The sequence below is a fragment of the Herbaspirillum sp. YR522 genome (assembly GCF_000282575.1).
In the GTDB taxonomy this organism is placed as follows: domain Bacteria; phylum Pseudomonadota; class Gammaproteobacteria; order Burkholderiales; family Burkholderiaceae_D; genus Herbaspirillum.
In genome coordinates this window covers 75,559-96,150 of the sequence record NZ_AKJA01000017.1, presented here as the reverse complement: position 1 = coordinate 96,150, position 20,592 = coordinate 75,559, and the positions used below count along the sequence as shown (strand labels likewise).

At 64.3% G+C, this 20,592-nt stretch carries 17 protein-coding genes; 7 read left to right on the top strand and 10 right to left on the bottom strand.

The window, feature by feature from the left end; genetic code table 11:
- The first annotated feature begins 26 nt into the window (after positions 1 to 26).
- The 3 genes from PMI40_RS24505 to PMI40_RS03710 all read left to right on the top strand — a co-directional run bounded on the left by PMI40_RS24505 (position 27) and on the right by PMI40_RS03710 (position 2,671).
- A complete protein-coding gene (locus PMI40_RS24505) occupies positions 27 to 149 on the top strand; it encodes a hypothetical protein (protein WP_008112243.1) in 123 nt (40 codons plus the stop codon).
- Between the two features lie 181 nt (positions 150 to 330).
- Entirely contained in the window at positions 331 to 1,710 is a 1,380-nt protein-coding gene (yjjJ, locus tag PMI40_RS03715; protein ID WP_040501618.1) for a type II toxin-antitoxin system HipA family toxin YjjJ, read from the top strand.
- Between the two features lie 127 nt (positions 1,711 to 1,837).
- A complete protein-coding gene (locus PMI40_RS03710) occupies positions 1,838 to 2,671 on the top strand; it encodes a thymidylate synthase (protein WP_008112239.1) in 834 nt (277 codons plus the stop codon).
- A gap of 132 nt (positions 2,672 to 2,803) precedes the next feature.
- Here the strand turns inward: PMI40_RS03710 and PMI40_RS03705 are convergent, their stop codons facing one another.
- From PMI40_RS03705 to PMI40_RS03680, 6 genes are all read right to left on the bottom strand, one after another.
- Positions 2,804 to 3,736, bottom strand: coding sequence for a 3-keto-5-aminohexanoate cleavage protein (locus PMI40_RS03705; protein WP_008112237.1), 933 nt, complete (start codon positions 3,734 to 3,736; stop codon positions 2,804 to 2,806).
- A 242-nt stretch (positions 3,737 to 3,978) separates the two neighbouring features.
- On the bottom strand, positions 3,979 to 4,917 hold the full coding sequence (locus tag PMI40_RS03700) for a 3-hydroxyacyl-CoA dehydrogenase (protein WP_008112236.1): 939 nt from the start codon (positions 4,915 to 4,917) through the stop codon (positions 3,979 to 3,981).
- 13 nt (positions 4,918 to 4,930) lie between these two features.
- Positions 4,931 to 5,716, bottom strand: coding sequence for an SDR family oxidoreductase (locus PMI40_RS03695; RefSeq protein ID WP_008112234.1), 786 nt, complete (start codon positions 5,714 to 5,716; stop codon positions 4,931 to 4,933).
- A gap of 31 nt (positions 5,717 to 5,747) precedes the next feature.
- On the bottom strand, positions 5,748 to 8,270 hold the full coding sequence (locus PMI40_RS03690; RefSeq protein ID WP_008112231.1) for a branched-chain amino acid ABC transporter ATP-binding protein/permease: 2,523 nt from the start codon (positions 8,268 to 8,270) through the stop codon (positions 5,748 to 5,750).
- A gap of 8 nt (positions 8,271 to 8,278) precedes the next feature.
- Complete coding sequence (locus tag PMI40_RS03685) at positions 8,279 to 9,154, bottom strand: branched-chain amino acid ABC transporter permease (RefSeq protein ID WP_008112229.1); 876 nt, start codon at positions 9,152 to 9,154, stop codon at positions 8,279 to 8,281.
- Between the two features lie 205 nt (positions 9,155 to 9,359).
- On the bottom strand, positions 9,360 to 10,622 hold the full coding sequence (locus PMI40_RS03680; RefSeq protein ID WP_008112227.1) for an ABC transporter substrate-binding protein: 1,263 nt from the start codon (positions 10,620 to 10,622) through the stop codon (positions 9,360 to 9,362).
- A 258-nt stretch (positions 10,623 to 10,880) separates the two neighbouring features.
- Here PMI40_RS03680 and PMI40_RS03675 point away from each other — a divergent pair, with 258 nt between their 5' ends.
- Positions 10,881 to 11,585, top strand: a complete 705-nt coding sequence (locus PMI40_RS03675) for a GntR family transcriptional regulator (RefSeq protein WP_008112226.1) — start codon at positions 10,881 to 10,883, stop codon at positions 11,583 to 11,585.
- 33 nt (positions 11,586 to 11,618) lie between these two features.
- On the opposite strand, the gene PMI40_RS03670 is transcribed toward PMI40_RS03675, so the two are convergent.
- Positions 11,619 to 11,894 (bottom strand): hypothetical protein, encoded by a 276-nt coding sequence (locus tag PMI40_RS03670; RefSeq protein ID WP_008112223.1) that lies wholly within the window; start codon positions 11,892 to 11,894, stop codon positions 11,619 to 11,621.
- Between the two features lie 184 nt (positions 11,895 to 12,078).
- On the opposite strand from PMI40_RS03670, the gene PMI40_RS03665 reads away from it, so the two are divergent.
- Positions 12,079 to 12,720, top strand: coding sequence for a DedA family protein (locus tag PMI40_RS03665; protein ID WP_008112221.1), 642 nt, complete (start codon positions 12,079 to 12,081; stop codon positions 12,718 to 12,720).
- Between the two features lie 69 nt (positions 12,721 to 12,789).
- Here the strand turns inward: PMI40_RS03665 and PMI40_RS03660 are convergent, their stop codons facing one another.
- Both PMI40_RS03660 and PMI40_RS03655 read right to left on the bottom strand, forming a co-directional pair.
- Positions 12,790 to 13,908: an NADH:flavin oxidoreductase/NADH oxidase gene (locus PMI40_RS03660; RefSeq protein WP_008112219.1), complete on the bottom strand. Its 1,119-nt coding sequence runs from the start codon at positions 13,906 to 13,908 to the stop codon at positions 12,790 to 12,792.
- Positions 13,909 to 13,992: 84 nt separating this feature from the next.
- A complete protein-coding gene (locus tag PMI40_RS03655) occupies positions 13,993 to 15,813 on the bottom strand; it encodes an ABC transporter transmembrane domain-containing protein (protein ID WP_008112217.1) in 1,821 nt (606 codons plus the stop codon).
- Positions 15,814 to 16,042: 229 nt separating this feature from the next.
- Between PMI40_RS03655 and egtD the strand changes: the two genes are divergently transcribed.
- A complete protein-coding gene (egtD, locus tag PMI40_RS03650; RefSeq protein ID WP_008112215.1) occupies positions 16,043 to 17,017 on the top strand; it encodes an L-histidine N(alpha)-methyltransferase in 975 nt (324 codons plus the stop codon).
- A gap of 12 nt (positions 17,018 to 17,029) precedes the next feature.
- Positions 17,030 to 18,313, top strand: a complete 1,284-nt coding sequence (egtB, locus tag PMI40_RS03645; RefSeq protein WP_008112213.1) for an ergothioneine biosynthesis protein EgtB — start codon at positions 17,030 to 17,032, stop codon at positions 18,311 to 18,313.
- A gap of 92 nt (positions 18,314 to 18,405) precedes the next feature.
- Here egtB and leuA read toward each other — a convergent pair whose 3' ends face one another.
- Positions 18,406 to 20,109, bottom strand: a complete 1,704-nt coding sequence (gene leuA / locus PMI40_RS03640; protein ID WP_008112211.1) for a 2-isopropylmalate synthase — start codon at positions 20,107 to 20,109, stop codon at positions 18,406 to 18,408.
- Between the last annotated feature and the right edge of the window lie 483 nt (positions 20,110 to 20,592).

Here is a 20,592-nt window from a genome sequence, read left to right as displayed (position 1 = left end):
GAGGCGCCCGCTTCGAGGAGAAAGACATGCGTACATTGCTGCTGGTCGCCCCCATGACTTTGCTGGTTACCCTCTACGCCACGGCCGAGCCGGTGGTGCACCATGTGACGCATACGGTCAACTGGCATGGCGCGTTCTTCGGATTCTAGGGTGTTGCCGCCCGGCCAGCTGAGGCATCGCTGCGCGGCGGGATGGTATCGATAAATATGTCATTAAATCACGACATAATAAATGCTTCTTAATTTATAAGTTACTGGTTTTAAAAGGTAAATTCGCATAAAATCGCGACATTAATCACGCCAGAATGCAGGCCTGAAACCTGCTTGAGCCATGCTTGCTCGCGATCCCGAATCAATCCGCCGGTTACTGCAAGCCTTGCGCCGAGGTCCAATCGGCGTGGGCGAACTGGAGCAGCAACTGGGCGTCACCCGCCGTACGGTCTTGCGGTGGCTGGCCGAGCGTGACGATGTCTGTACTGCTGGCGCCGCCTCGCGTACCCGTTATGCATTGCAGCGTGCGTTGCGCGGGCAATTGGTGTCCTATCCGGTCTATTGCGTGGATGAAGCAGGGCAGGTCAGCGCCAGCGCCGACCTGAGCCCGGTGTACCCTGCGGGCAGTTTGTATCCGATGGCGCCCTTGCAATGGCCGGTGGACGCCGAGAGCCGCGATGGCTGGTGGCATGGCTTGCCGTATCCGATCTACGACGTGCGCCCGCAAGGTTTTCTCGGTCGCAGCTTTGCCCGTCGATATCATGCCTTGCTCGACGTCTCTTCCGATCCGCGCCACTGGAACGACGACGACATCCTGGTCATTCTTTCACGCGCCGGCTGGGATGCGCCCGGCAACCTGATCGTCGGCGACCTGGCGCTGCAGCGTTGGCAAGAAGAGCACACGCAGGTGGCGCCGGCGATTACCGTGGCCGACCTCGAGCAGCAATACCTGTTGCGCGCCCGCGATGTGGCCGCGCTCGGCATGTCCGGTGGCAGCGCGGCGGGCGAATTTCCCAAATTTACAGCGGTGCGCGAACTGGCCGGCGCGGCCACCGGCCAGGTGATCGTCAAGTTTTCGGGCGAGGTGATGGCCGGCGCTACCCAGCGCTGGGCCGACCTGCTGGTGTGCGAACACCTGGCGGGCCGCCACGTGGCCCGATTGCATGGCGTGCGCAGTGCGCACACCCGCATCGTGCAGGCCGGCGGGCGCACCTTCCTGGAGTCCGAACGGTTCGACCGTGTCGGCCGTCTTGGCCGGCGCCCACTGGTGAGCCTGGAATCGGTCAACGCCCATCTGTTGGGCGCAGCACCGGACGATTGGCGCGACCCGCTGCGTCGCATGGCGCAATTGAAGTTGCTCTCGCCGGAGGATGCGGATGCGGCACTGCGCATCTGGTGGTTTGGCAAGTTGATCGCCAATACCGACATGCACCTGGGTAACCTGAGTTTTCATCCGGCGCCGGGGACGTTCCGATTGGCGCCGGTCTACGACATGTTGCCGATGGCGTACGCACCGCTGCCCGGTGGCGAATTGCCGCGACCGTCCATGGTCGCCGCCTTGCCGCCACCAGCGCAGCGCCAGGCATGGCAAGAGGCGTTTGCGTGCGCGTCGGGATTCTGGCAGGAGGCGGCTGGTGACGCACGCATCAGCGCCGACTTCAGGGCGCTTTGTGGTGAGCAGGAGAACGCACTGCGTGCGCTGCAAGCCAACTTGGGCTGACGATATTCATCCAGGCAAATCCGGGACGCAAGGGGCGAACTGGCGCGTGACCGGCCAACAGATGCCCGAAGCGCGCCCTGGCGCCAGGCTTTATACTCTCGGTATTCGAATTCGAAAGAAATTTTCCGTGAAGCAATATCTCGAGCTCCTTACCGATATCCTGGAGAACGGCGCCCAGAAGGGCGACCGCACCGGTACCGGCACCACTTCCGTCTTCGGCCGCCAGATTCGCCATAACCTTGAGAAGGGCTTCCCGCTGCTGACCACCAAGAAGTTGCACTTCAAGAGTATTGCCAATGAGCTGATCTGGTTCTTGAAGGGCGATACCAACATCAAGTGGTTGAACGAGAACGGCGTCACCATCTGGAACGAGTGGGCGACCGAGGACGGCGAGCTCGGCCCCGTCTACGGCAAGCAATGGACCGCCTGGCCGACCAAGGATGGCGGTACCATCAACCAGATCGACTACGTCGTCGACGCGCTGAAGAACAATCCGAACAGCCGCCGCATCCTGTTCCATGGCTGGAACCCGGAATTCCTTCCCGACGAGCGCCAAAAGCCCCAGGACAACGCCAGGCAAGGCCGCATGGCACTTCCGCCGTGCCACCTGCTGTACCAGTTCTACGTAGCCAATGGCAAGCTGTCATCCCAGTTGTACATTCGCAGCTCCGACAGCTTCCTGGGACTGCCGTACAACATCGCGTCGCTGGCGTTGCTGACTCACATGCTGGCGCAGCAGTGCGACCTGGTGCCGCACGAAATCGTCGTGAGCATCGGCGACCTGCATGCGTACTCGAACCACATGTCGCAGATCCAGGAGCAGCTGGCGCGCGAGACGCGCGCGCTGCCGCAGTTGGTCATCAAGCGCAAGCCGGAGTCCATCTACGACTACAAGTTCGAGGACTTCGAGATTGTCGGGTATGACCCGCACCCGTCGATCAAGGCGCCTATTGCCGTTTGAACGTTGATGCTTCGCGAAAAGGAGGCCGAGGCCTCCTTTTTTCCTGGCTGGGCGGAGTTCTTGCTGCGTGCGCCTGACCGTGCCGCCTGGGCATCGGCCGGCTTCTGGGGATGCATACCGCGGGCGTGCGGCCTAGAACGCCACGTTCGAGCCCCCCTTCAGCTTGAGCATCTGCCGTGCATCGTCGGGCGTGGCCACTTCCAGCGACAAGGCCTCGATCACGGTGCGAATGCGGCGCACCTGGTCGGCGTTGCTCTTGGCCAGTTGGCCCGGCCCATCCCACAGCGAATCCTCCAGCCCGACCCGGGTATGCCCGCCGATGGCGGCCGACATGGTGGCGATCGGGATCTGCTGGCGCCCGGCACCCAGCACCGACCAATAGTAGTCCTGGCCGAACAGGCGGTCGGCGGTGCGCTTCATGTGCATCACGTCCTCGACATCGTTGCCGATGCCGCCGCGCAGCCCGAACACCGACTGGATCAGGAACGGCGGCTTGATCAGCCCGCGGTCGATGAAGTGCGCCGCCGTGTACAGGTGGCCGATGTCGTAGCACTCGATCTCGAAACGGGTCTGATTGGCGCTGCACGATTCGAGGATGTAGGCGATGTCGCGGAAGGTGTTGCGGAAGATGCGGTCGTCCGATCCGGCCAGGTAGGGCTCTTCCCAGTCATGCTTGAAGTCCTTGAAGCGTTGCAGCATCTCGTACAGGCCGAAGTTCATCGAGCCCATGTTCAACGACGCCACCTCGGGCTTGAGCTGCAGTGCCGGCTGCAGCCGTTCTTCCACGCCCATGGTGGGGGCGCCGCCGGTGGTCAGGTTGATGACCACGTCGGACTTCTCCTTGATGGCCGGCAGGAACTTGCGGAATTCGGCTACGTCCTGGGTCGGCTTGCCGTTGACCGGGTCGCGCGCGTGCAGGTGGACGATGGCCGCACCGGCTTCGGCCGCGCCCAGGGCGGCATCGCGGATCTCGTCCGGGGTCACCGGCAGGTAGGGCGACATGGACGGGGTGTGGATGGCGCCGGTGACGGCGCACGTAATGATGACTTTGCGGGATCTGGCCATGCTGGTGTTCTCCTGTATCGATGTTATTGAGGTCGTCCCGTCAGCCTCGGGACGTTAGGGGTTCAATGGTGGTGTGGCGCGGAAAACCGTTTCGACCGGGTAGCTGCCTCGGTCCGCCGGACCGCCGGACCGCCGGATCGCCGGATCGCCGGATCGCCGGACCGCAGGGCCTTCGATACGGTCCTGCGGATATACCCAATCGGAACGCAAACAAGATCCGCGGCGCCATCGACCGAGCTGCATCAGGCCTGCCCGGTCTGCTTCTTCTTGTGCGCCACCAGCCCCATCAGCCGGTTGTCTCGCCAGCGCGCGCGTTCGCCCAGTTTGCCAGCATCCAGCACATCGCGTCTTTCCCGTGCGATGGCGGCCAGGGTGGCGCTGTTCCAGGCGTTGGGCAGCTGGGTGGTGGCGACATCGCGATAGGTGTGGCCATAGCGACTGGCATAGTCCAGCACGCCCTCGGGGGCATTGAGGTCGATGGTCTCGAACGGTCCCATGAAGGACCAGCGCAGGCCCAGGCCGTCCTTGAGCACCTTATCCAGGTCTTCCGACGACGCGTAGCCGTTTTCGAACAGGTTGAGCGCCTCGTTGAGGACCGCGCCCTGGATGCGATTGAGCAGGAAGCCGGTGATTTCCTTTTTCAGCAATACCGGCGACTGGCCGGCGCGGGTATAGATGTCGCGCGCGCGCTCGACGGTCGCCGTCGAGGTCCAGGGCGCCGGCGCCAGTTCGACCAGCGGCACCAGGTAGGGCGGATTGACCGGATGGGCCACCAGGATGCGGTCGCGGCCGGCCAGGTGTTGCGAGAACTCGGAGGTCGGGATCCACGAGGTCGAACTGGTGAGGATGGTGTCGGGCGCGGCCAGGCGGTCCATCTCCCGGAAGATCTCGCGCTTGACCTCCACCGTCTCCTTGACGTTCTCCTGCACCAGCACCGCCCCGGCCACGGCGTCGGCCAGGCTGGCCGCCGGCGTGATGCGCGCCAGTACGGCATCGACCGTTTCGCTGAGGAGCCCGTGGTCGGCGAGGTCGGCCACGTTGTCGCGCAATTGCTGCCGGCAGGCGTGCAGTGCCTGTGGCACGGCGTCCCAGATGGCTACCGTAAATCCGGCGCGGGCGAACACGATGGCCCAGGCGCGCCCGATCAGGCCGGCGCCGATGACTGCGATCTTTTCGCTCATGGCGGGCTCCGGTTCAGCTCAGGGTTTCGACATTGCCGCACACCGACAGGCTGCGCCCGCTGATGGCAGCGCCCGCCGGCGAGCAGATGAAGATGATCTGGTTGGCGATGTCCTCGGCGCTGACCATCTTGCGCATCGACACCTTCGACAGCACGCGCTCGCGCATCTCTTCGTGATCGACTCCATACGACTCGGCCTTGGCCGCGATCACCCGCTCCTGACGCGCGCCCGCCACCACCCCCGGCAATACCGCATTGACGCGGATGTTGGCCGGGCCCAGTTCGATGGCCCAGCTCTCGGTCAGGCCGATGATGCCGTACTTGGACGCCGAGTAGGGGGTGCGCAGCGCAAAGCCCAGGCGCCCGGCCACCGATGAGATGTTGACCACCGAGCCACCACCATTGGCCTTGAGCCACGGCACGGCACGGCGGGTACACAGGAAGGGCCCGGTCAGGTTGACGGCAATGGTCTGGTCCCAGGAGGGCAGGTCGACGTCCTCGACCGGCGCGGTGGGGCCGGCGATGCCGGCATTGTTGACCAGCACGTCGAGCTTGCCGCCCCAGCGGGTGGCCAGCTCGGCAAACATGGCATCGACCTGTTTTTCGTCGGTGACATCGGTGTGGCTGTAGCTGACCGGCGCCTGGTTGAACCGGGCCCGGGCGCTGGCCAGGAAGTCGTCGCTGACGTCGCAGATGTGAACCTGGGCGCCGGCCTCGACGAAGGCGGCGGTAATGGCCAGGCCGATGCCCTGGGCGCCGGCGGTGACGATGACTTTCTTGTCCTTGAGGTTTAAGTCCATGATGGCGGAGTCCTTGTTGGGAAGTGGGTGATCAAAGCCAGAGAATCTGCTTGCGGTAGGTGAGGTCGGTGAGCAGCGGGGCGGCCGGCCCGGTATGGAATACGGCGCCGCGTTCCAGTGCGAAGACGCGGTCGGCCAGCGCCAGCACCAGGTCGAGGTTGTGTTCGACGATGACGATGGAGATCTCGCGTCGCAGCTGGTCGAACACCGAGAACAGTTCCTGCACCACGGCCGGTGCCAGCCCTTCGAAGGGCTCGTCGAGCAACAGCAGGCGCACATTGCCCGACAGCGCGCGCGCTACCGCCACCATCTGCTGCTCCCCGCCCGACAGGAAGTCGGCATGGGTATGCAGGCGCTGCTTGAGACGCGGGAACAGCTGCAGGATCTTCTCTTCGCTCCACACGGTGCCTTCGCTACCATCGGTCTTGCGCGCCAGCCGTCCCAGCGCCAGGTTCTCGGCCACCGTCATGCCGGCGAACAGCCCGCGCCCTTGCGGCACATAGCCAATGCCCAGGCGGGCGATGTCGGGCGCGGCCATGCCGGCGATATCCCGGCCGTTGTAGCGGATCGTGCCCGAGGCCGGCCTGAGCAACCCGGTGAGCGCCTTGAGCAGGGTCGACTTGCCGGCGCCGTTGCGCCCCAGCAGTGCCACGATCTCGCCCTGGCGCACCTCCAGCGAGGCGTCGTTGAGGATGTGGCTCTTGCCGTAGAAGGCGTTGACCTGCTCGAACGCCAGTAGCTGAGGGCGTTGGCCGGTGTCGCCGGCGACGCGACCGGTCACCGGTGGCGTGCCATGGCCGGTATAGATCTCCTGCACACGGGTGTCGGCGCGGGCCTGGGCGGGGGTGCCGGTCATCAATACGCTGCCCTGGTTCATCACCGTCACCTGGTGCGAGAAACCCAGCACACGATCGATGTCGTGCTCGACGATGAGCACCGGGATATTGGCGGCGATGATCTTGACCAGGCGTGACACCCGTTCGCGCTCGGCCGCGGCCAGGCCGGCCAGCGGTTCGTCCAACAGCAGCACATGCGGCTTGGAACCCAGCGCAATACCGAGGTCCACCAGGCGCTGCCCGCCGTACGACAGTGCGCCGCCTTCGATCCCGTCGATCCCCTTCAAGCCCAGGAAGCGCATCAGCTCGGCCGTCTCGGCATGGATCTCGGGATAGCTGTCGATGTCGCGCCACATGTTCCAGCGCGCCGGATGACGCGCCTGCAGCGACAGGCGCAGGTTTTCGTAGATCGACAGGCCCTTGAACAGGTTGGTGATCTGGAACGAGCGGGCCAGCCCGCGCTGGCAGATCAGGCTGGGCGGCAGGCCGGCGATGTCTTCTCCATTCAGTTTGACGCTGCCACCCTGCGGCGCGAACATGCCCGAGATCAAGTTGAAGGTGGTGGTCTTGCCGGCGCCGTTGGGTCCGATCAGGGCATGGATCTGGCCTGCGTGCAAGGCGATCTGCGCGTTCTTGACGGCCTGGATGCCGCCGAAGCGGATCTCGATATCGCGTGCTTCGAGCACCGTTCCCTGTCGTGGCGGCGGCTGCAGGAAAGCCGGCAGCGGCAGGCCATCGACGATCTCGCGCGCGCTCATGGCAGCCCCCGTCTCGGCCGTCGGGCGCAGGCGCCGGCCGATCTGGTGCCAGATGCCGACCAGGCCGGTGGGCGAGAACAGGATGAAGGCCACGAATGCCAGGCCGAACCATAGCAGCCAGTTCTCGGTCCAGATCGACAGGCATTCGCGAAACAGGATGTAGAACAGCGCGCCCAGCGCCGGCCCCAGGAAACTGCGCATGCCGCCGATCACCACCATGGCCAGCAATTCTCCCGAGAACGCCACCGAGGTCGGCTCGGCCGAGGCGAAGCGGTGATGGAAGGCCAGCAGCGCGCCGGCCAGGCCGGTGACGGTGGCCGAGATGCAGAACATCTGCAGCTTGTAGACGATGGTGCTGTAACCCTGGAAGCGGGCTCGCTGTTCGTTCTCCCGGATGGCCACGATGGTGTGGCCGAAGGGCGAACGGATCACCCGGTGCAGCACGAACACCACCAGCCAGGCGATGACGCTGACGAACACCAGGTAGGGCAGGGCAGCGTCGAGATCGATACCGGCTACCGGTCCTCGCGTCACGCCGCCCAGTCCCGATTCACCGCCGGTGAAGTCGGTCCAGCGATAGGCCACGGCGAAGGTCAGCGCCGACAACGCCAGCGTGAGCAGCGAAAAGTACACGCCGCGCCGGCGCAGGATCAAAAAGCCCACCACCAGCGACGTCACGGCGATGAAGGCGATGGCAAACAGCAGCGGCAGGACGATCTGGCCCGGGAACCAGTATTTCTGCGACAGCGCGGCGGCATAGGCGCCCACCCCGAACCAGGCGCCGTGCCCGAACGAGGTCAGGCCGGTGTAGCCGACCAGCAGGTTCAGGCCCAGCGCGGCGACGGCATAGATCACCACATCGGTGGCCGAGGTCAGCGTCAGTCCCAGCAGTTGCAGCGCGAACGGGGTAATCGCCAGGCCTAGCGCGGCGATCCATAAGGGTTGATGTTTGCGGTTCATGCGCTGCCTCATTCAAAGCGTTCGATGCGCTCGCCGAGCAGGCCGCGCGGACGGAAGATCAACACCAGCAACATCAGCAGGTACATCGAGGCTTCGCCGGCGGGGGCGTAGAACTGGATCGTCACGCCGCGCACCACACCCACCAGCACCGCCGCCAGCACCACGCCCCAGAAACTGCCCAACCCGCCGATGACCACCACCACGAAGGCGGCCGTCATGATTTCGGCACCCATGGCCGGATGTACCCCCGAGATCGGTGCGAACAGCACCCCGGCCAGCGCCGCCAGCCCCACGCCCAGCATCACGATGGCCGTCATGTAGGGCTGCAGCTTGATGCCCAGCACGGCCACCATGTCGGGCTTTTGCACGCCGGCGCGCACCACGCGCCCGAACGCGGTCTTGTTGAGCAGCAGCCAGATCAGCGTCAGCGCCAGCAGCACCGTGGCCAGCATCAGCAGGCGGTACTTGGAGTACATGAAGTCGCCCAGGACGACCTGGCCCTTGAAGGCCGACGGGATCGAGGCCGGCAGCGGCGAGGCGCCCCAGACGATGCGGATCACCTGCTCGGCCACCATCGCCAGGCCGAAGGTCAGCAGCAGTCCCAGGATCGGGTCGGCCGAGTAGAAACGACGCAGCAGGAAGCGTTCGAACAGGATGCCCAACAGCGCCACCAGCATCGGCGACAGCAGCAGCGCACCGCTGAAACCCAGGTGCTTGGTAATCTCGACGGCGAGATAGGCGCCGATGGCATAGAACGCACCGTGCGCCAGATTGACGATGCCGCCCAGGCTGAAGATGAGCGACAGGCCCAGCGCGATGAGCAGGTAATAGCCACCGACCAGTAGGCCGTTGAGTATTTGTTCCAGCAGGAAGACAAGTTGCATTGAAACTCCGCCAGGGGTGATGCCACGCGAAAGCTGCCGTCGACCGGGCCGGACGCGGTCGGGACGACGGCGCAGGGGATGGCCACCATGCCGGCATCCCGGCCCGGAACGGGCCAGCGAGACGGATGGCGCCGCGCAGCTCAACGAGGATAGGGATCGGTCGGGGCGTCCCGGCATCGGCAAGGACGACTGCGGCCGGGCCGCGTCAGGTGAACTTGCAGGCGTTCTCTTGCATCGTCGGCGCCAGCACCTCCAGCGATTCGGCGGCCCCCGGCACCGATGCACCCAGTTGCAGGAAGTCCCACTGGTCCTTGGACTTGCCCTTGGCCTTGGGTGAGATGGTGTACATCTCCTGCAGCAATTGGTGGTCCCAGGCGCGGTAGCTTCCCTTGCGGCCCTTCAGGACGTCGATCTCGGCGCCTTTCTCGAAGTAGTCGATCAGTTTCATGGTGTCGAGCGACCTGGTCTCGGTGATGGCTTGCACCATCGAGCGGAACGCCACGTATTCACCCCAGGCCTGGTTCTCTGGCGGCTTGCCGTACTTCTTGACGAAGGCGGCGACGAATGCCTTGGCCGAGGGCGAGTTGACGTCGTGATGCCAGGTAGTGGGCCAGGTGCCGGCGAAGTTGTCGGCACCGGCGCCCCAGGCGGCCACGGTATCGAAGCCGAAGCCCGACATCGGAAACGGCAGGCCGAATTCGGCGTATTGCTTGATGAAGTTGGTGATCTGGTTGCCGGCCAGGTTGGAAATCACCAGGTCAGGCTTGGCCTGGCGGATCTTGAGCAGGTAAGGACTGAAATCGGTGGCGTCGGTGGGCACCAGTTCGTCGTGGGTGATGGTGCCGCCGTTGGCCGAGACGAATACCTTGGCGGTGCGCAGCAGATCGTGGCCGAAGGCGTAGTCGGCGGTCAGCGCGTAGAGCTTCTTGCCCTTGATCAGGCCGTCTTGCAGCAGGACCCGGCCACAGGCCTTCACATAGGTCGAGTTGGCGGCCTCGATGTGGAACGCAAAACGATTGCAGCTCTTGCCGCGCAACTCGTCCGAGTTGCAACCGGTGTTCATGAACAGTTTCTTGTTGCGCTGGGCCACTTGCGCGATACCCAGCGCCGAGGCCGACGAGATCTCGCCGATCAGCACCGCGGCGCCGTCGCGTTCGAGCAGGCGTTGCGCCTTGCTCGACGCGGTGGGCGGATTGACCGAGTCTTCCGAGATCAGCGTGAGCTGGCGTCCCAGCAGGCCGCCTGCCTTGTTCTGTTCTTCCACCGCCAGGTTGATGCTCATGACGGCGTATTCGCCCATGGGACCGAGAAAACCGGTGCGCGGGGTCAGGTGGCCGATGATGATCTTGTCGGACTGCGCCCGCACGATGGCGGGAAAGCCGAGCACCGATGCCGAGGCGGCGGCTACGCCGGCCTTGAGCACGGTGCGACGCTGCGATGAATCGGGCTTGCCGTTGTCATGCTCCATGATGCAATCCTCCTAATTGTCCGGCGTTCGCCGGTGTCTCGTGGAAACTGCTGTTTTTGTCGGGCTATGGATGTGCGGCCGTGCGGGATGGGCGATGCCCGGAATGTCTCTGATCTTTTGCGCGCGATGCGTGTCTTTATCATCGCGGATGCCATTTATTTGACATGTGATCAAATGTATTGGATAGAATTGATGACGTCAAGCGGCTAGGCATCACCGGTCGGCGAATATAATCCACGAAAATTTTCACCTATGTCCATGCCCCAGAGCCTGCTCGCCGACCTGTCGCAAGTGCGCAAGATCGAGCACGCCACCTTATCCGAGCGGGTCTATCGCGACCTGTGCGAACTGATCCAGGCCGGCCAGGTGCGGCCCGGCCAGAAGCTGACCTTGAAGGGGCTGGCCGATGCGCTCGGCACCAGTCCCATGCCGGTGCGAGAGGCGGTGCGGCAACTGGCGGCCGAAGGGGCGCTGGAGATCCTGCCCAATCGCGCCATGCGGGTGCCGTTGATGACCAAGGGTAAATTTCGTGAATTGCTCAAGATCCGGCTGGCGCTCGAAGGCCTTGCGGTCGAGCATGCGGCACTGCATATTGACGAGCGGGGCCTGGCCATGGTGGCCTCGCTGCACGATAGCCTGTGCGTCGAGATGCATCGCAAGACGCCCAATGTGGACGTGATCATCCGCCAGAACAAGCAACTGCACTTCGCGGCCTACCAGGGCTCGGGCATGCCCACCCTGGTCACCTTGATCGAGGGGCTGTGGCTGCAGGTCGGCCCGGTGATCAATCTCGATCTGCGCGCCGGCTCGCGCCGGCTGTCGGAAGCACCGGCGCTGTTGCATCACGGTGTCTTGCTCAAGGGCCTGCAGCAGCATTCGGCGGCCCTGGCGCGTGAAGGCCTGGCCGGTGACCTGCTCAGCGCCGCCGACATGATCCTGGCGGGCGACGGCTTGCCCGACTGAACCCGGCACTGATGCATCGAGTCGGGTAGCGATTCAGCCGCGCGGGTCGATATCGTAGGTGGCGTGCAGCCGGGCGCTGCGGTGGATGGCTTCGCGCCGTTGCTGGCGGCGCGGGTGCGCGCCCAGCGAAAACGCCAACAGCGCGGCCACCAGCGGCAACAGCGCCACGGCACCGGCCAGCAGGTCCAGATCGGCCTGGCGCAGCGTCTCGCGCAGGCTCGCCGAGAATACGCAGGCCAGCGCCACCAGCGCACCGCCGGCTGCGGCCAGGGGCAGCATATCGAGCAATTTTTCCATCATCTTCACCATGGTCATCTCCATTTAGACGGGCCCGCGCCCGCATGTTTTTGATATCGGACATGGCGTCGCAACATGGAGTGCGCAGCTGGTAAAGACGAGTAAGTTTAGGTCAGCGGGACCGCTGCGATGCGGCAGCGCGGGGTTTGCGTCGGGCTGTTGATACAATGCCATTTTTATCAACCACGCGAGCACCATGGACATCATTCTCTTTCTGGTCGATTTCATCCTGCATATCGACCGCCACCTGTCGGAGCTCGCAGTGGCCTATGGCCCCTGGTTGTTCCTGATCCTGTTCCTGATCATCTTCTGCGAGACCGGACTGGTGGTCATGCCGATCCTGCCGGGCGATTCGCTGCTGTTCGTGACCGGCGCCATCGCCGCCACCGGCGCCTACGACATCAACCTGATGGTGCTCACGCTGATCGTGGCGGCCATCCTCGGCGACAGCACCAATTACCAGATCGGCAAGCTGCTGGGGGCCAAGGTGTTCGAGAACCCCAACTCGCGCGTGTTCAAGAAGGAGTACCTGGACAAGACCCACGCCTTCTATGAAAAGCATGGCGGCAAGACCATCATCATCGCCCGCTTTGCCCCCATCGTGCGGACCTTCGCGCCGTTCGTCGCCGGCGTGGGGGCGATGACCTATCCCAAGTTCTTCCTCTACAACGTGGTCGGCGGGATCGCCTGGGTCGCCAGTTTTTCGTACGCCGGTTATTTCTTCGGCAACCTGCCCATCGTCAAGAAGAACCTGAGCCTGCTGATCGTGGCCATCGTGATCCTGTCGGTACTGCCGGGCGTGATCGAGTATTTCCGCGCACGTCGCCGCGCCAACTGAGCGCACTGGCATAAAAAAATTGGCCGCTCCTGCAAAGGGCGGCCAATTTTTTTTGGGCGACGGCTGGGTTCAGCGGGCGCGTTCGCCGTAGTCGACATCCGCGCGAAGCGGGGTCTTGCTCGATGCCGCGCGCACGTATTGCGGCGGCCAGGCGACATCGTCGCGCAGCTCCTTGGCCGCATGCAACGGCCAGTACGGGTCGCGCAACAGTTCGCGCGCCAACAGCACCAGGTCGGCCTGGCCGGTACGCAGGATGTGCTCGGCCTGGATGGCGTCGGTGATCATGCCCACGGCACCGCTGGCGATGCCGGCTTGCGCCTTGACCCGGGCGGCAAAGCCGGTCTGGTAGCCCGGGCCCACCGGAATCGGCGCGCTGGGCAGGTTGCCGCCACTGGACACATCGACCAGGTCGACCCCGGCCTGGCGTAGGCGCGCCGCCAGCGCCACGGTGTCGTCGACAGTCCATCCGCCTTCGGCCCAGTCGGTGGCCGACAGGCGCACCAGCAGGGGCAGCTCTTGCGGCCAGGCCGCGCGGACTGCGGTGGTCAGCTCAAGCAGGAAGCGGATCCGGTTCTCGAAGCTGCCGCCATATTGATCGGTGCGGTGATTGCTCAGCGGCGACAGGAATTCGTGGCCCAGGTAACCGTGTGCGCCGTGCAACTCGATCACCTTGAAGCCGGCCGCATGTGCCCGTTGCGTGGCACTGACGAAGGCATCGATGAGTTGACCGATCTGCGCCGCCTCGAGCGCCAGCGGCTCGGTATAGCCCTCATCGAACGCCAGTGCCGAGGGTGCGCTGGGCAACCATCCGCCTTCGGCCACCGGGACGCTGCCGGGCGTGCCGTCCCAGGGCCGCTTGGCACTGGCCTTGCGTCCGGCATGCGCCAACTGGATGCCCGGCACCGAACCCTGCTGCTCGATGAAGCGGGTGATGCGTTGCAACGGCGCGATGTGTTCGTCCTTCCAGATGCCGAGGTCGGCGGCGGTGATCCGTCCTTCGGCCACTACCGCGGTGGCTTCCACGATCACCAGGCCGGCCCCGCCCACGGCGCGACTGCCCAGGTGGACCAGGTGCCAGTCGTTGGCAAGCCCGTCCTCGGCCGAGTACTGGCACATGGGCGAGACGGCGATGCGGTTGGGCAGGGTGAGGCCGCGCAGGGTCAGCGGCGAGAACAGGTGGCTGGTCATGGTTTGCTCCAATGGTTGGCTGGCTTGTTGTTGTTTGATGCGAAGCAGCAGTCTATTGGATTTTGAAACAATGCGCCGGCACTCTCATTGGGTATTGAACTGCAGTGCCGCCAGGCTGGCATAGAGCCCATTGCGCGCCACCAGTTCGGCATGGGTGCCGCTCTCGACGATCTGGCCGTGTTCCAGCACGATGATGCGATCGGCCCGCTGCACGGTGGCCAGGCGATGCGCGATGACCAGCGTGGTACGACCGACCATGGCCGCTTCCAGCGCTGCCTGCACCAGCCGTTCGGACTCGGCATCGAGCGCGCTGGTGGCTTCGTCGAGCAACAGCAACGGTGGATTCTTGAGCAGCGCGCGGGCAATCGAGATGCGTTGCCGCTGGCCGCCTGACAGGCGCACTCCGCGTTCTCCCAGGAAGCAGTCGTAGCCGCCGGGCAGGCGCTCGATGAATTCATGGGCGGCGGCCATGCGCGCAGCGGCCATCACTTCTGCATCGCTGGCATCGGGGCGGCCGAAGCGGATGTTTTCCATGGCATTGGCCGAGAAGATCACCGTATCCTGCGGCACGATGCCGATGGCTTCACGCAGGTCATGCAGGCTCAGGTAGCGGATGTCCACGCCGTCGAGACGGATCGCGCCATGCTGCGGGTCATAGAAGCGCAGCAGCAACTGGAACAGCGTGGTCTTGCCGGCACCGGACGGGCCGACCACCGCCACCGTCTCGCCCGGGCGCACCTGCAGCGAGAAGTCGGTGAGCGAATTGCTGCCGATGCGCGACGGGTAATGAAAGCTGGCCCGGTCGATGGCCAGCGCGGCGCCGTTGGCCGTACGCGGCGGCAGCTTTTCCGGCAGCAGCACCGATTGCACCGGCGAACGCGCCGCCAGCAGTTCCAGCAGGCGCTCGGCGGCACCGGCGGCGCGTTGGGTATCGCCCATCACTTCCGATAATGCCCCCAGCGAGCCTGCGGCCAGCGATGCATAGAGGATGAACTGGCCCAGCTCGCCGCCGCTCATGCGCCCCTGCATGACCGCGTGCGCACCCAGCCACAGCACGAACACGATGGAGCCGAATACCAGCAGGATCGCCACCACGGTCAGCACCGAGCGGGCGCGAATGCGTTGCATGGCCGTCTCGAAGGCGCGTTCGACCGAGCTGCCGAAGCGTTGGGCCTCGATGTCCTCGTGGGTAAAGGCCTGCACGGTGGGCATGGCGTTGAGGATCTCGCCAGCCATGGCCGATGCATCGGCCACCCGGTCCTGCGAATCACGGGACAGGCGGCGCACGCGGCGGCCGTAGATGACGATGGGCAATACCACCGCCGCCAGCAGCACGATGATGATCGAGGTCAGCTTCACACTGGTGATGAACAGCATGCACAGCGCCCCCAGGAACAGCAGCGCATTGCGCAGGGCCATCGAGATGCTGGTGCCCACCAGCGTCTGGATCAGCGTGGTGTCGGTGGTCAGGCGCGACAGTACCTCTCCGGTGCGGGTGGTCTCGAAGAACGCCGGGCTTTGCGTGACCACATGCGCATAGACCGCGCGGCGCAGGTCGGCCGTGACCCGCTCGCCCAGCCAGGACACCATGTAGAAGCGCAGCGCGGTGGCCACCCCCAGCACGCAGGCCACGCCGAACAGGGCCAGGAAGTACAGGTTGATGTGACTGCTGCTGCGACTGCCGGCGGCACCGAAACCCAGGTCGATCATCTGCTTGAAGGCGTACGGCACGGCCAACGTGGCGCCGGCCGCCACCAGCAGGGCCAGCGCCGCCAGCGCGAACTGGCGGCCATACGGTAGCAGGAACGGCCACAGCCCGCGTAGTGCGGCCAAGGTGCTTTGGCGGGCAGGGGAAGAAGGGGCAAGGACTGGGCTGGCGTCGGATGAGCTTGGCGTGGAGGACATGTTGGCGGGCACGGATTGAGCCGGCCCACGGATGAGCCTGGCTTAAAAAACTCGGCGTCGCGTTGAACCACCACGGTGCGCCAAAGTCGATAACAGGATAAGTATATGCAAGTTGCGCATGTGGCATGCGCAACCGGACTGGCGCAGAGTGTAGCGCAGTCTTGCATCCGCGCTGCAATGCTTGTCGAATCGGCAATGCTCACGTTGCAACCCATGCAAGGAGACCAGATTGGCCCCCCAACTCGCCCACGCACTGCCGCAGACCTGGCAGGCTCCTTCCGAATCCGCCATTCGTGATGAACTCGAAGCGGGCCTGATGGCGCCGCAGGCCGCAGTCTCGCCCAAGTACCTGTACGATGCGCTAGGCAGCAAGCTCTTCGAGGCGATCTGCGAACTGCCCGAATATTATCCAACCCGCACCGAGGCCGGTATCTTCGAGACCCATGCGGCCAGCATCGCGGCGACCGTCGGGCAGGGCGTGACACTGATCGACCTGGGCGCGGGCAATTGCGCCAAGGCGGCGCGCCTGTTCCCGTTGCTGCAGCCGCGGCAATACGTGCCGGTCGACATCTCGGCCGACTTCCTGCACGACGCCGTGGCCAACCTGCGGCAGAAGTTTCCCGACATTGCCATCGATGCCATTGCCCAGGACTTTTCCAGTACGCTCAATCTGCCGGCGACGGTGTCGCGCGAGCGCCGCCTGTTTTTCTACCCCGGGTCGTCGCTGGGCAATTTCGATCCCGACCAGGCACTGCAATTCCTGCGGCGCATGCGCCAGGCGTTGCAGCTGGGCGAGGCCGGAGGGGTATTGCTGGGTCTGGACCTGGTCAAGCCTTCGGCCGTGCTCGATGCCGCCTATGACGATGCGCTGGGCGTGACGGCGGCCTTCAACCTGAACCTGCTCAACCATGTGAATCGCTTGCTGGGCGCCGACTTCAACGCTCGCCACTGGCAACACCTGGGCTTCTACAATGTTGCCGGGCAACGCGTCGAGATGCACCTGGAGGCACGGCACGATGTGCTGGTGCGCTGGGACGGCGGGCATCGGATGTTCCGCCAGGGCGAGCGCATCCACACCGAGAACAGCCATAAGTTCTCGCCCGAGGGCATCGTCGACCTGCTCCAGCGCGCCGGTTTCGGTGACTGCCGCATGTGGTTCGATCCGCAGCGCTGGTTTGCCGTCTGTCACGCCCGAGCACGCTGAGCGCCCACCGCCATGCCTCAAGCCATCTTCAAGGAGCAGGCGCTGGACGCCACCATCGATGCCGTCATCGATGCCGCCGTGCATGAACTCGATCATCGGCCGCGCGACCAGTGGAGCGATCGCTACCGGCGTGTGCGCCGGCAATCGCAGGTCATTGCAGAACCGTTGTCGGCCGAGGATTGCGGCGCCCAGTCGATGCCCGACGCCAGCCCGGTCAAATGGCACCTGGCGCATACCACGTGGTTCTTCGAGACCTTCCTGCTGGAACGCTTCGAGCCGCATTTCTGCGCCTTCCATCCGCAGTTCAGGATGCTCTTCAATTCGTATTACGAAGGTGTCGGCCAGCGCTTTGCACGGTCCCAACGTGGATTGCTGACGCGGCCTTCGCTCGAGGAGGTGCAGGCCTATCGCGCCGATGTGGACCAGCGCATGCTGCGCTTGCTGCAATCCGCCGGCTCGGCGCCGGCACCCGAGCTGGTGCAATTGCTGGAGCTGGGCTTGCAGCATGAACAACAACACCAGGAGCTGATGCTGACCGATATCCTGCACCTGTTGTTCATCAATCCGCTCAAGCCCGCCTACCAGGCACCGCTGGATGACTTGCAAGGCGAGTCCTGCGCACTGCCGCTGGCATGGCATCGTTTCGATGCCGGCGTGGTCGAGATCGGGCATGGCGGCGAAGGCTTTTGCTTTGACAACGAGTTGCCGCGCCATCGCCAGTTCGTCGAGGCGTATTCCTGTGCCTCGCGCCTGGTCAACAACGGCGAATACCTGGCCTTCGTGCAGGCAGGCGGTTACCGCGACGTGTCGCTATGGTTGTCCGAGGGTTGGGACTGGCGTTGCCGTGAACGGATAGCGCACCCGTTGTACTGGCAATGCGACGAGCAAGGCCAATGGCATGAGTTCAGCGAATACGGCCTGCAGCGACTGGACCCGCAACGCGCCGTGCTGCACCTGTCGTACTACGAAGCCGATGCCTATGCCCGCTGGGCCGGCGCCCGCTTGCCCACCGAGGCAGAGTGGGAGCACGCCGCCCCACGGGTGCGGGGACCGGCGTGCGAGTTCTTCGGGGTGGCCTGGCAATGGACCTCCAGCAGTTACGCGCCTTATCCGGGCTTCGCCGCCGCACCCGGTGCGGTGGGCGAATACAACGGCAAATTCATGGTGAACCAGTATGTCTTGCGCGGATCCTCGATGGCCACGCCGTTGAACCACGCCCGGTTGAGTTATCGCAATTTCTTTCCGGCCACGGCACGCTGGCAATGCACCGGGCTGCGGCTGGCGCGATCGGAATAACTCGTGCCGGCGAGCGTGCAAGAAAAATGCCGACCTGTAGGTCGGCATTTTTTTGAGGCTTGCATGCCGGGATCGCCGGCAGCATTCCTTTTTCAGGCGGCGCGTTCGCTGCTCGAGCGGGCCTGGTTGGCGCTCTGGTCGAGGGCGATCTGGCGATTGATGGCGCTCAGTACGGCCTTGAACGAAGCCGTCACGATGTTGGCGTCGATCCCCACGCCGAATCCGGTGGGTGCCTCGTTGAGGCGCAGCTCGATGTAGCTGGCCGCGCGGGCATCGGCACCGGCGCCGATGGCGTGCTCGTGGAAGTCCATCAGCTTGATGTCGAGGCCCAGCGCATGCACGAAGGCATCGATGGGGCCATTGCCGGTGCCGCGCACGGTGACCGGCTTGCCCTCGCGCACGATATCGACTTCGATGTTGATCGACTCGGCGCGGGCCGTGTCTTCGGACATGCGGTGGGCGCGATAGACGTAGGGCGTTTCGCGCTCCAGGTATTCGCTCTTGAACACGCCGTAGATATCGCTGGCGTTGATTTCCTTGCCGGTGGCATCGGCCTGGCGCTGGATGGCGCGCGAGAACTCGATCTGCAGGCGGCGGGGCAGGGCCAGGCCGTATTCCTGTTCCAGCAGATAGGCCATTCCGCCCTTGCCGGACTGGCTGTTGACGCGAATGACGGCGTCATAGCTGCGGCCCAGGTCGGCCGGGTCGATCGGCAGGTAGGGCACTTCCCACAGCGCATCGGGCTGTTGCTTGGCAAAGCCTTTCTTGATGGCATCCTGGTGCGAACCCGAGAACGCGGTGAAGACCAGGTCGCCCACGTACGGGTGGCGCGGGTGGACCGGGATCTGGTTGCACTCTTCCACCACCTGGCGCACCACGTCGATGTCGGAAAAGTCGAGGCCGGGGTTCACGCCCTGGGTGTACAGGTTCAATGCCAGCGTGACCAGGTCGACGTTGCCGGTACGCTCGCCGTTGCCGAACAGGCAGCCTTCGACGCGATCGGCGCCGGCCATCACGGCCAGTTCGGCCGAGGCCACCGCCGTGCCGCGGTCATTGTGCGGGTGCACCGAGATGATGCTGCTGCTGCGGTATTTGAGGTTGCGACACATCCATTCGATCTGGTCGGCATAGACGTTGGGTGTGGCGCATTCGACCGTCGAGGGCAGGTTGAGGATGATCTTGCGCTCGGGCGTGGCGCCCCAGGTTTCGCAGACGGCGTCGCAGATGTCCTTGGAGAAATCGAGTTCGGTGGTGCTGAAGGATTCGGGCGAATACTCGAAGCGCCATTGCGTCTCGGGGCGGGAATCGGTCAGTTCCTTGACCAGGCGGGTGCCGGTGACGGCGATGTTCTTGATCTCGTCGCGCGACATGTTGAAGACGATCTTGCGAAACGCCGGTGCCACCGAGTTATACAGGTGGACGATGGCCTGCTTGGCGCCGGCCAGCGATTCGATGGTGCGGCGGATCAATTCTTCACGCGACTGCGTCAGCACGATGATCGTGACGTCGTCGGGAATGCGGTTTTCTTCGATGAGCTTGCGCACGAAGTCGAAATCGGTCTGCGATGCCGACGGGAAACCCACTTCGATTTCCTTGAGGCCGGTCTTGACCAGCAATTCGAAGAAGCGCAGCTTGCGCTCGGCGTTCATCGGTTCGATCAGGGCCTGGTTGCCATCGCGCAGGTCGGTGCTCATCCAGATCGGCGGGGTATCGATGACCTTGGATGGCCAGGTGCGGTCAGGCAGGTCGATGGCGGGGAAGGCGCGGTACTTGGCGGCGGGATTGCTCAACATCATGATAAACCTCGTTAGTCTTGTCGGTAATTGGCGATAAATGCGTCTGCACAGTCTGATGTGGCCATCGGGCTGCCTGGCTGCCACTTGCACGTGGCCAGGCAGCCCGTCATAGAGCCAGAGGGGGCGGCTCCCGGCGCAGGCGTTTGCGGAACAAGGCTGCGCAGAATGTGTGTGACTTGGAATGCATGATCGCGTCGCTTCGGTCGTGCTGCAACGAAAGGCGGTCGTTGCTGCTTGAATGGGTCCAGGTACTGCGGATCTGTTTTTGCTCTGTCGTGCCGCGCGTGCCCCGCGGTGTCGACGGTGGCCGCATTGGCCAGGGATTTAGCGCGAAGCTAGTAGTAGCGAAGCCGATAGCGGCACTAGCAGGGCGCTGGCGCTGGTCGGTAGCAGGGAGATGTTTGCTGCGGAAGTCATTGGGCGACTTTAGAAGATTGCCCTTGGCCTTGTCAAGCGCTATCTTCCTGACAAGCGTAAATACGG

What these genes read in the sequence shown, in the direction of transcription:
- PMI40_RS24505 (WP_008112243.1), top strand. Translation starts at nt 27, where the DNA reads ATGCGTACATTGCTGCTGGTCGCCCCCATGACTTTGCTGGTTACCCTC.
- yjjJ (WP_040501618.1), top strand. Translation starts at nt 331, where the DNA reads ATGCTTGCTCGCGATCCCGAATCAATCCGCCGGTTACTGCAAGCCTTG.
- PMI40_RS03705 (WP_008112237.1), bottom strand. Translation starts at nt 3,736, where the DNA reads ATGGCCAGATCCCGCAAAGTCATCATTACGTGCGCCGTCACCGGCGCC.
- PMI40_RS03700 (WP_008112236.1), bottom strand. Translation starts at nt 4,917, where the DNA reads ATGAGCGAAAAGATCGCAGTCATCGGCGCCGGCCTGATCGGGCGCGCC.
- PMI40_RS03695 (WP_008112234.1), bottom strand. Translation starts at nt 5,716, where the DNA reads ATGGACTTAAACCTCAAGGACAAGAAAGTCATCGTCACCGCCGGCGCC.
- PMI40_RS03690 (WP_008112231.1), bottom strand. Translation starts at nt 8,270, where the DNA reads ATGAACCGCAAACATCAACCCTTATGGATCGCCGCGCTAGGCCTGGCG.
- PMI40_RS03685 (WP_008112229.1), bottom strand. Translation starts at nt 9,154, where the DNA reads ATGCAACTTGTCTTCCTGCTGGAACAAATACTCAACGGCCTACTGGTC.
- PMI40_RS03680 (WP_008112227.1), bottom strand. Translation starts at nt 10,622, where the DNA reads ATGGAGCATGACAACGGCAAGCCCGATTCATCGCAGCGTCGCACCGTG.
- PMI40_RS03675 (WP_008112226.1), top strand. Translation starts at nt 10,881, where the DNA reads ATGCCCCAGAGCCTGCTCGCCGACCTGTCGCAAGTGCGCAAGATCGAG.
- PMI40_RS03670 (WP_008112223.1), bottom strand. Translation starts at nt 11,894, where the DNA reads ATGGTGAAGATGATGGAAAAATTGCTCGATATGCTGCCCCTGGCCGCA.
- PMI40_RS03665 (WP_008112221.1), top strand. Translation starts at nt 12,079, where the DNA reads ATGGACATCATTCTCTTTCTGGTCGATTTCATCCTGCATATCGACCGC.
- PMI40_RS03660 (WP_008112219.1), bottom strand. Translation starts at nt 13,908, where the DNA reads ATGACCAGCCACCTGTTCTCGCCGCTGACCCTGCGCGGCCTCACCCTG.
- PMI40_RS03655 (WP_008112217.1), bottom strand. Translation starts at nt 15,813, where the DNA reads ATGTCCTCCACGCCAAGCTCATCCGACGCCAGCCCAGTCCTTGCCCCT.
- egtB (WP_008112213.1), top strand. Translation starts at nt 17,030, where the DNA reads ATGCCTCAAGCCATCTTCAAGGAGCAGGCGCTGGACGCCACCATCGAT.
- leuA (WP_008112211.1), bottom strand. Translation starts at nt 20,109, where the DNA reads ATGATGTTGAGCAATCCCGCCGCCAAGTACCGCGCCTTCCCCGCCATC.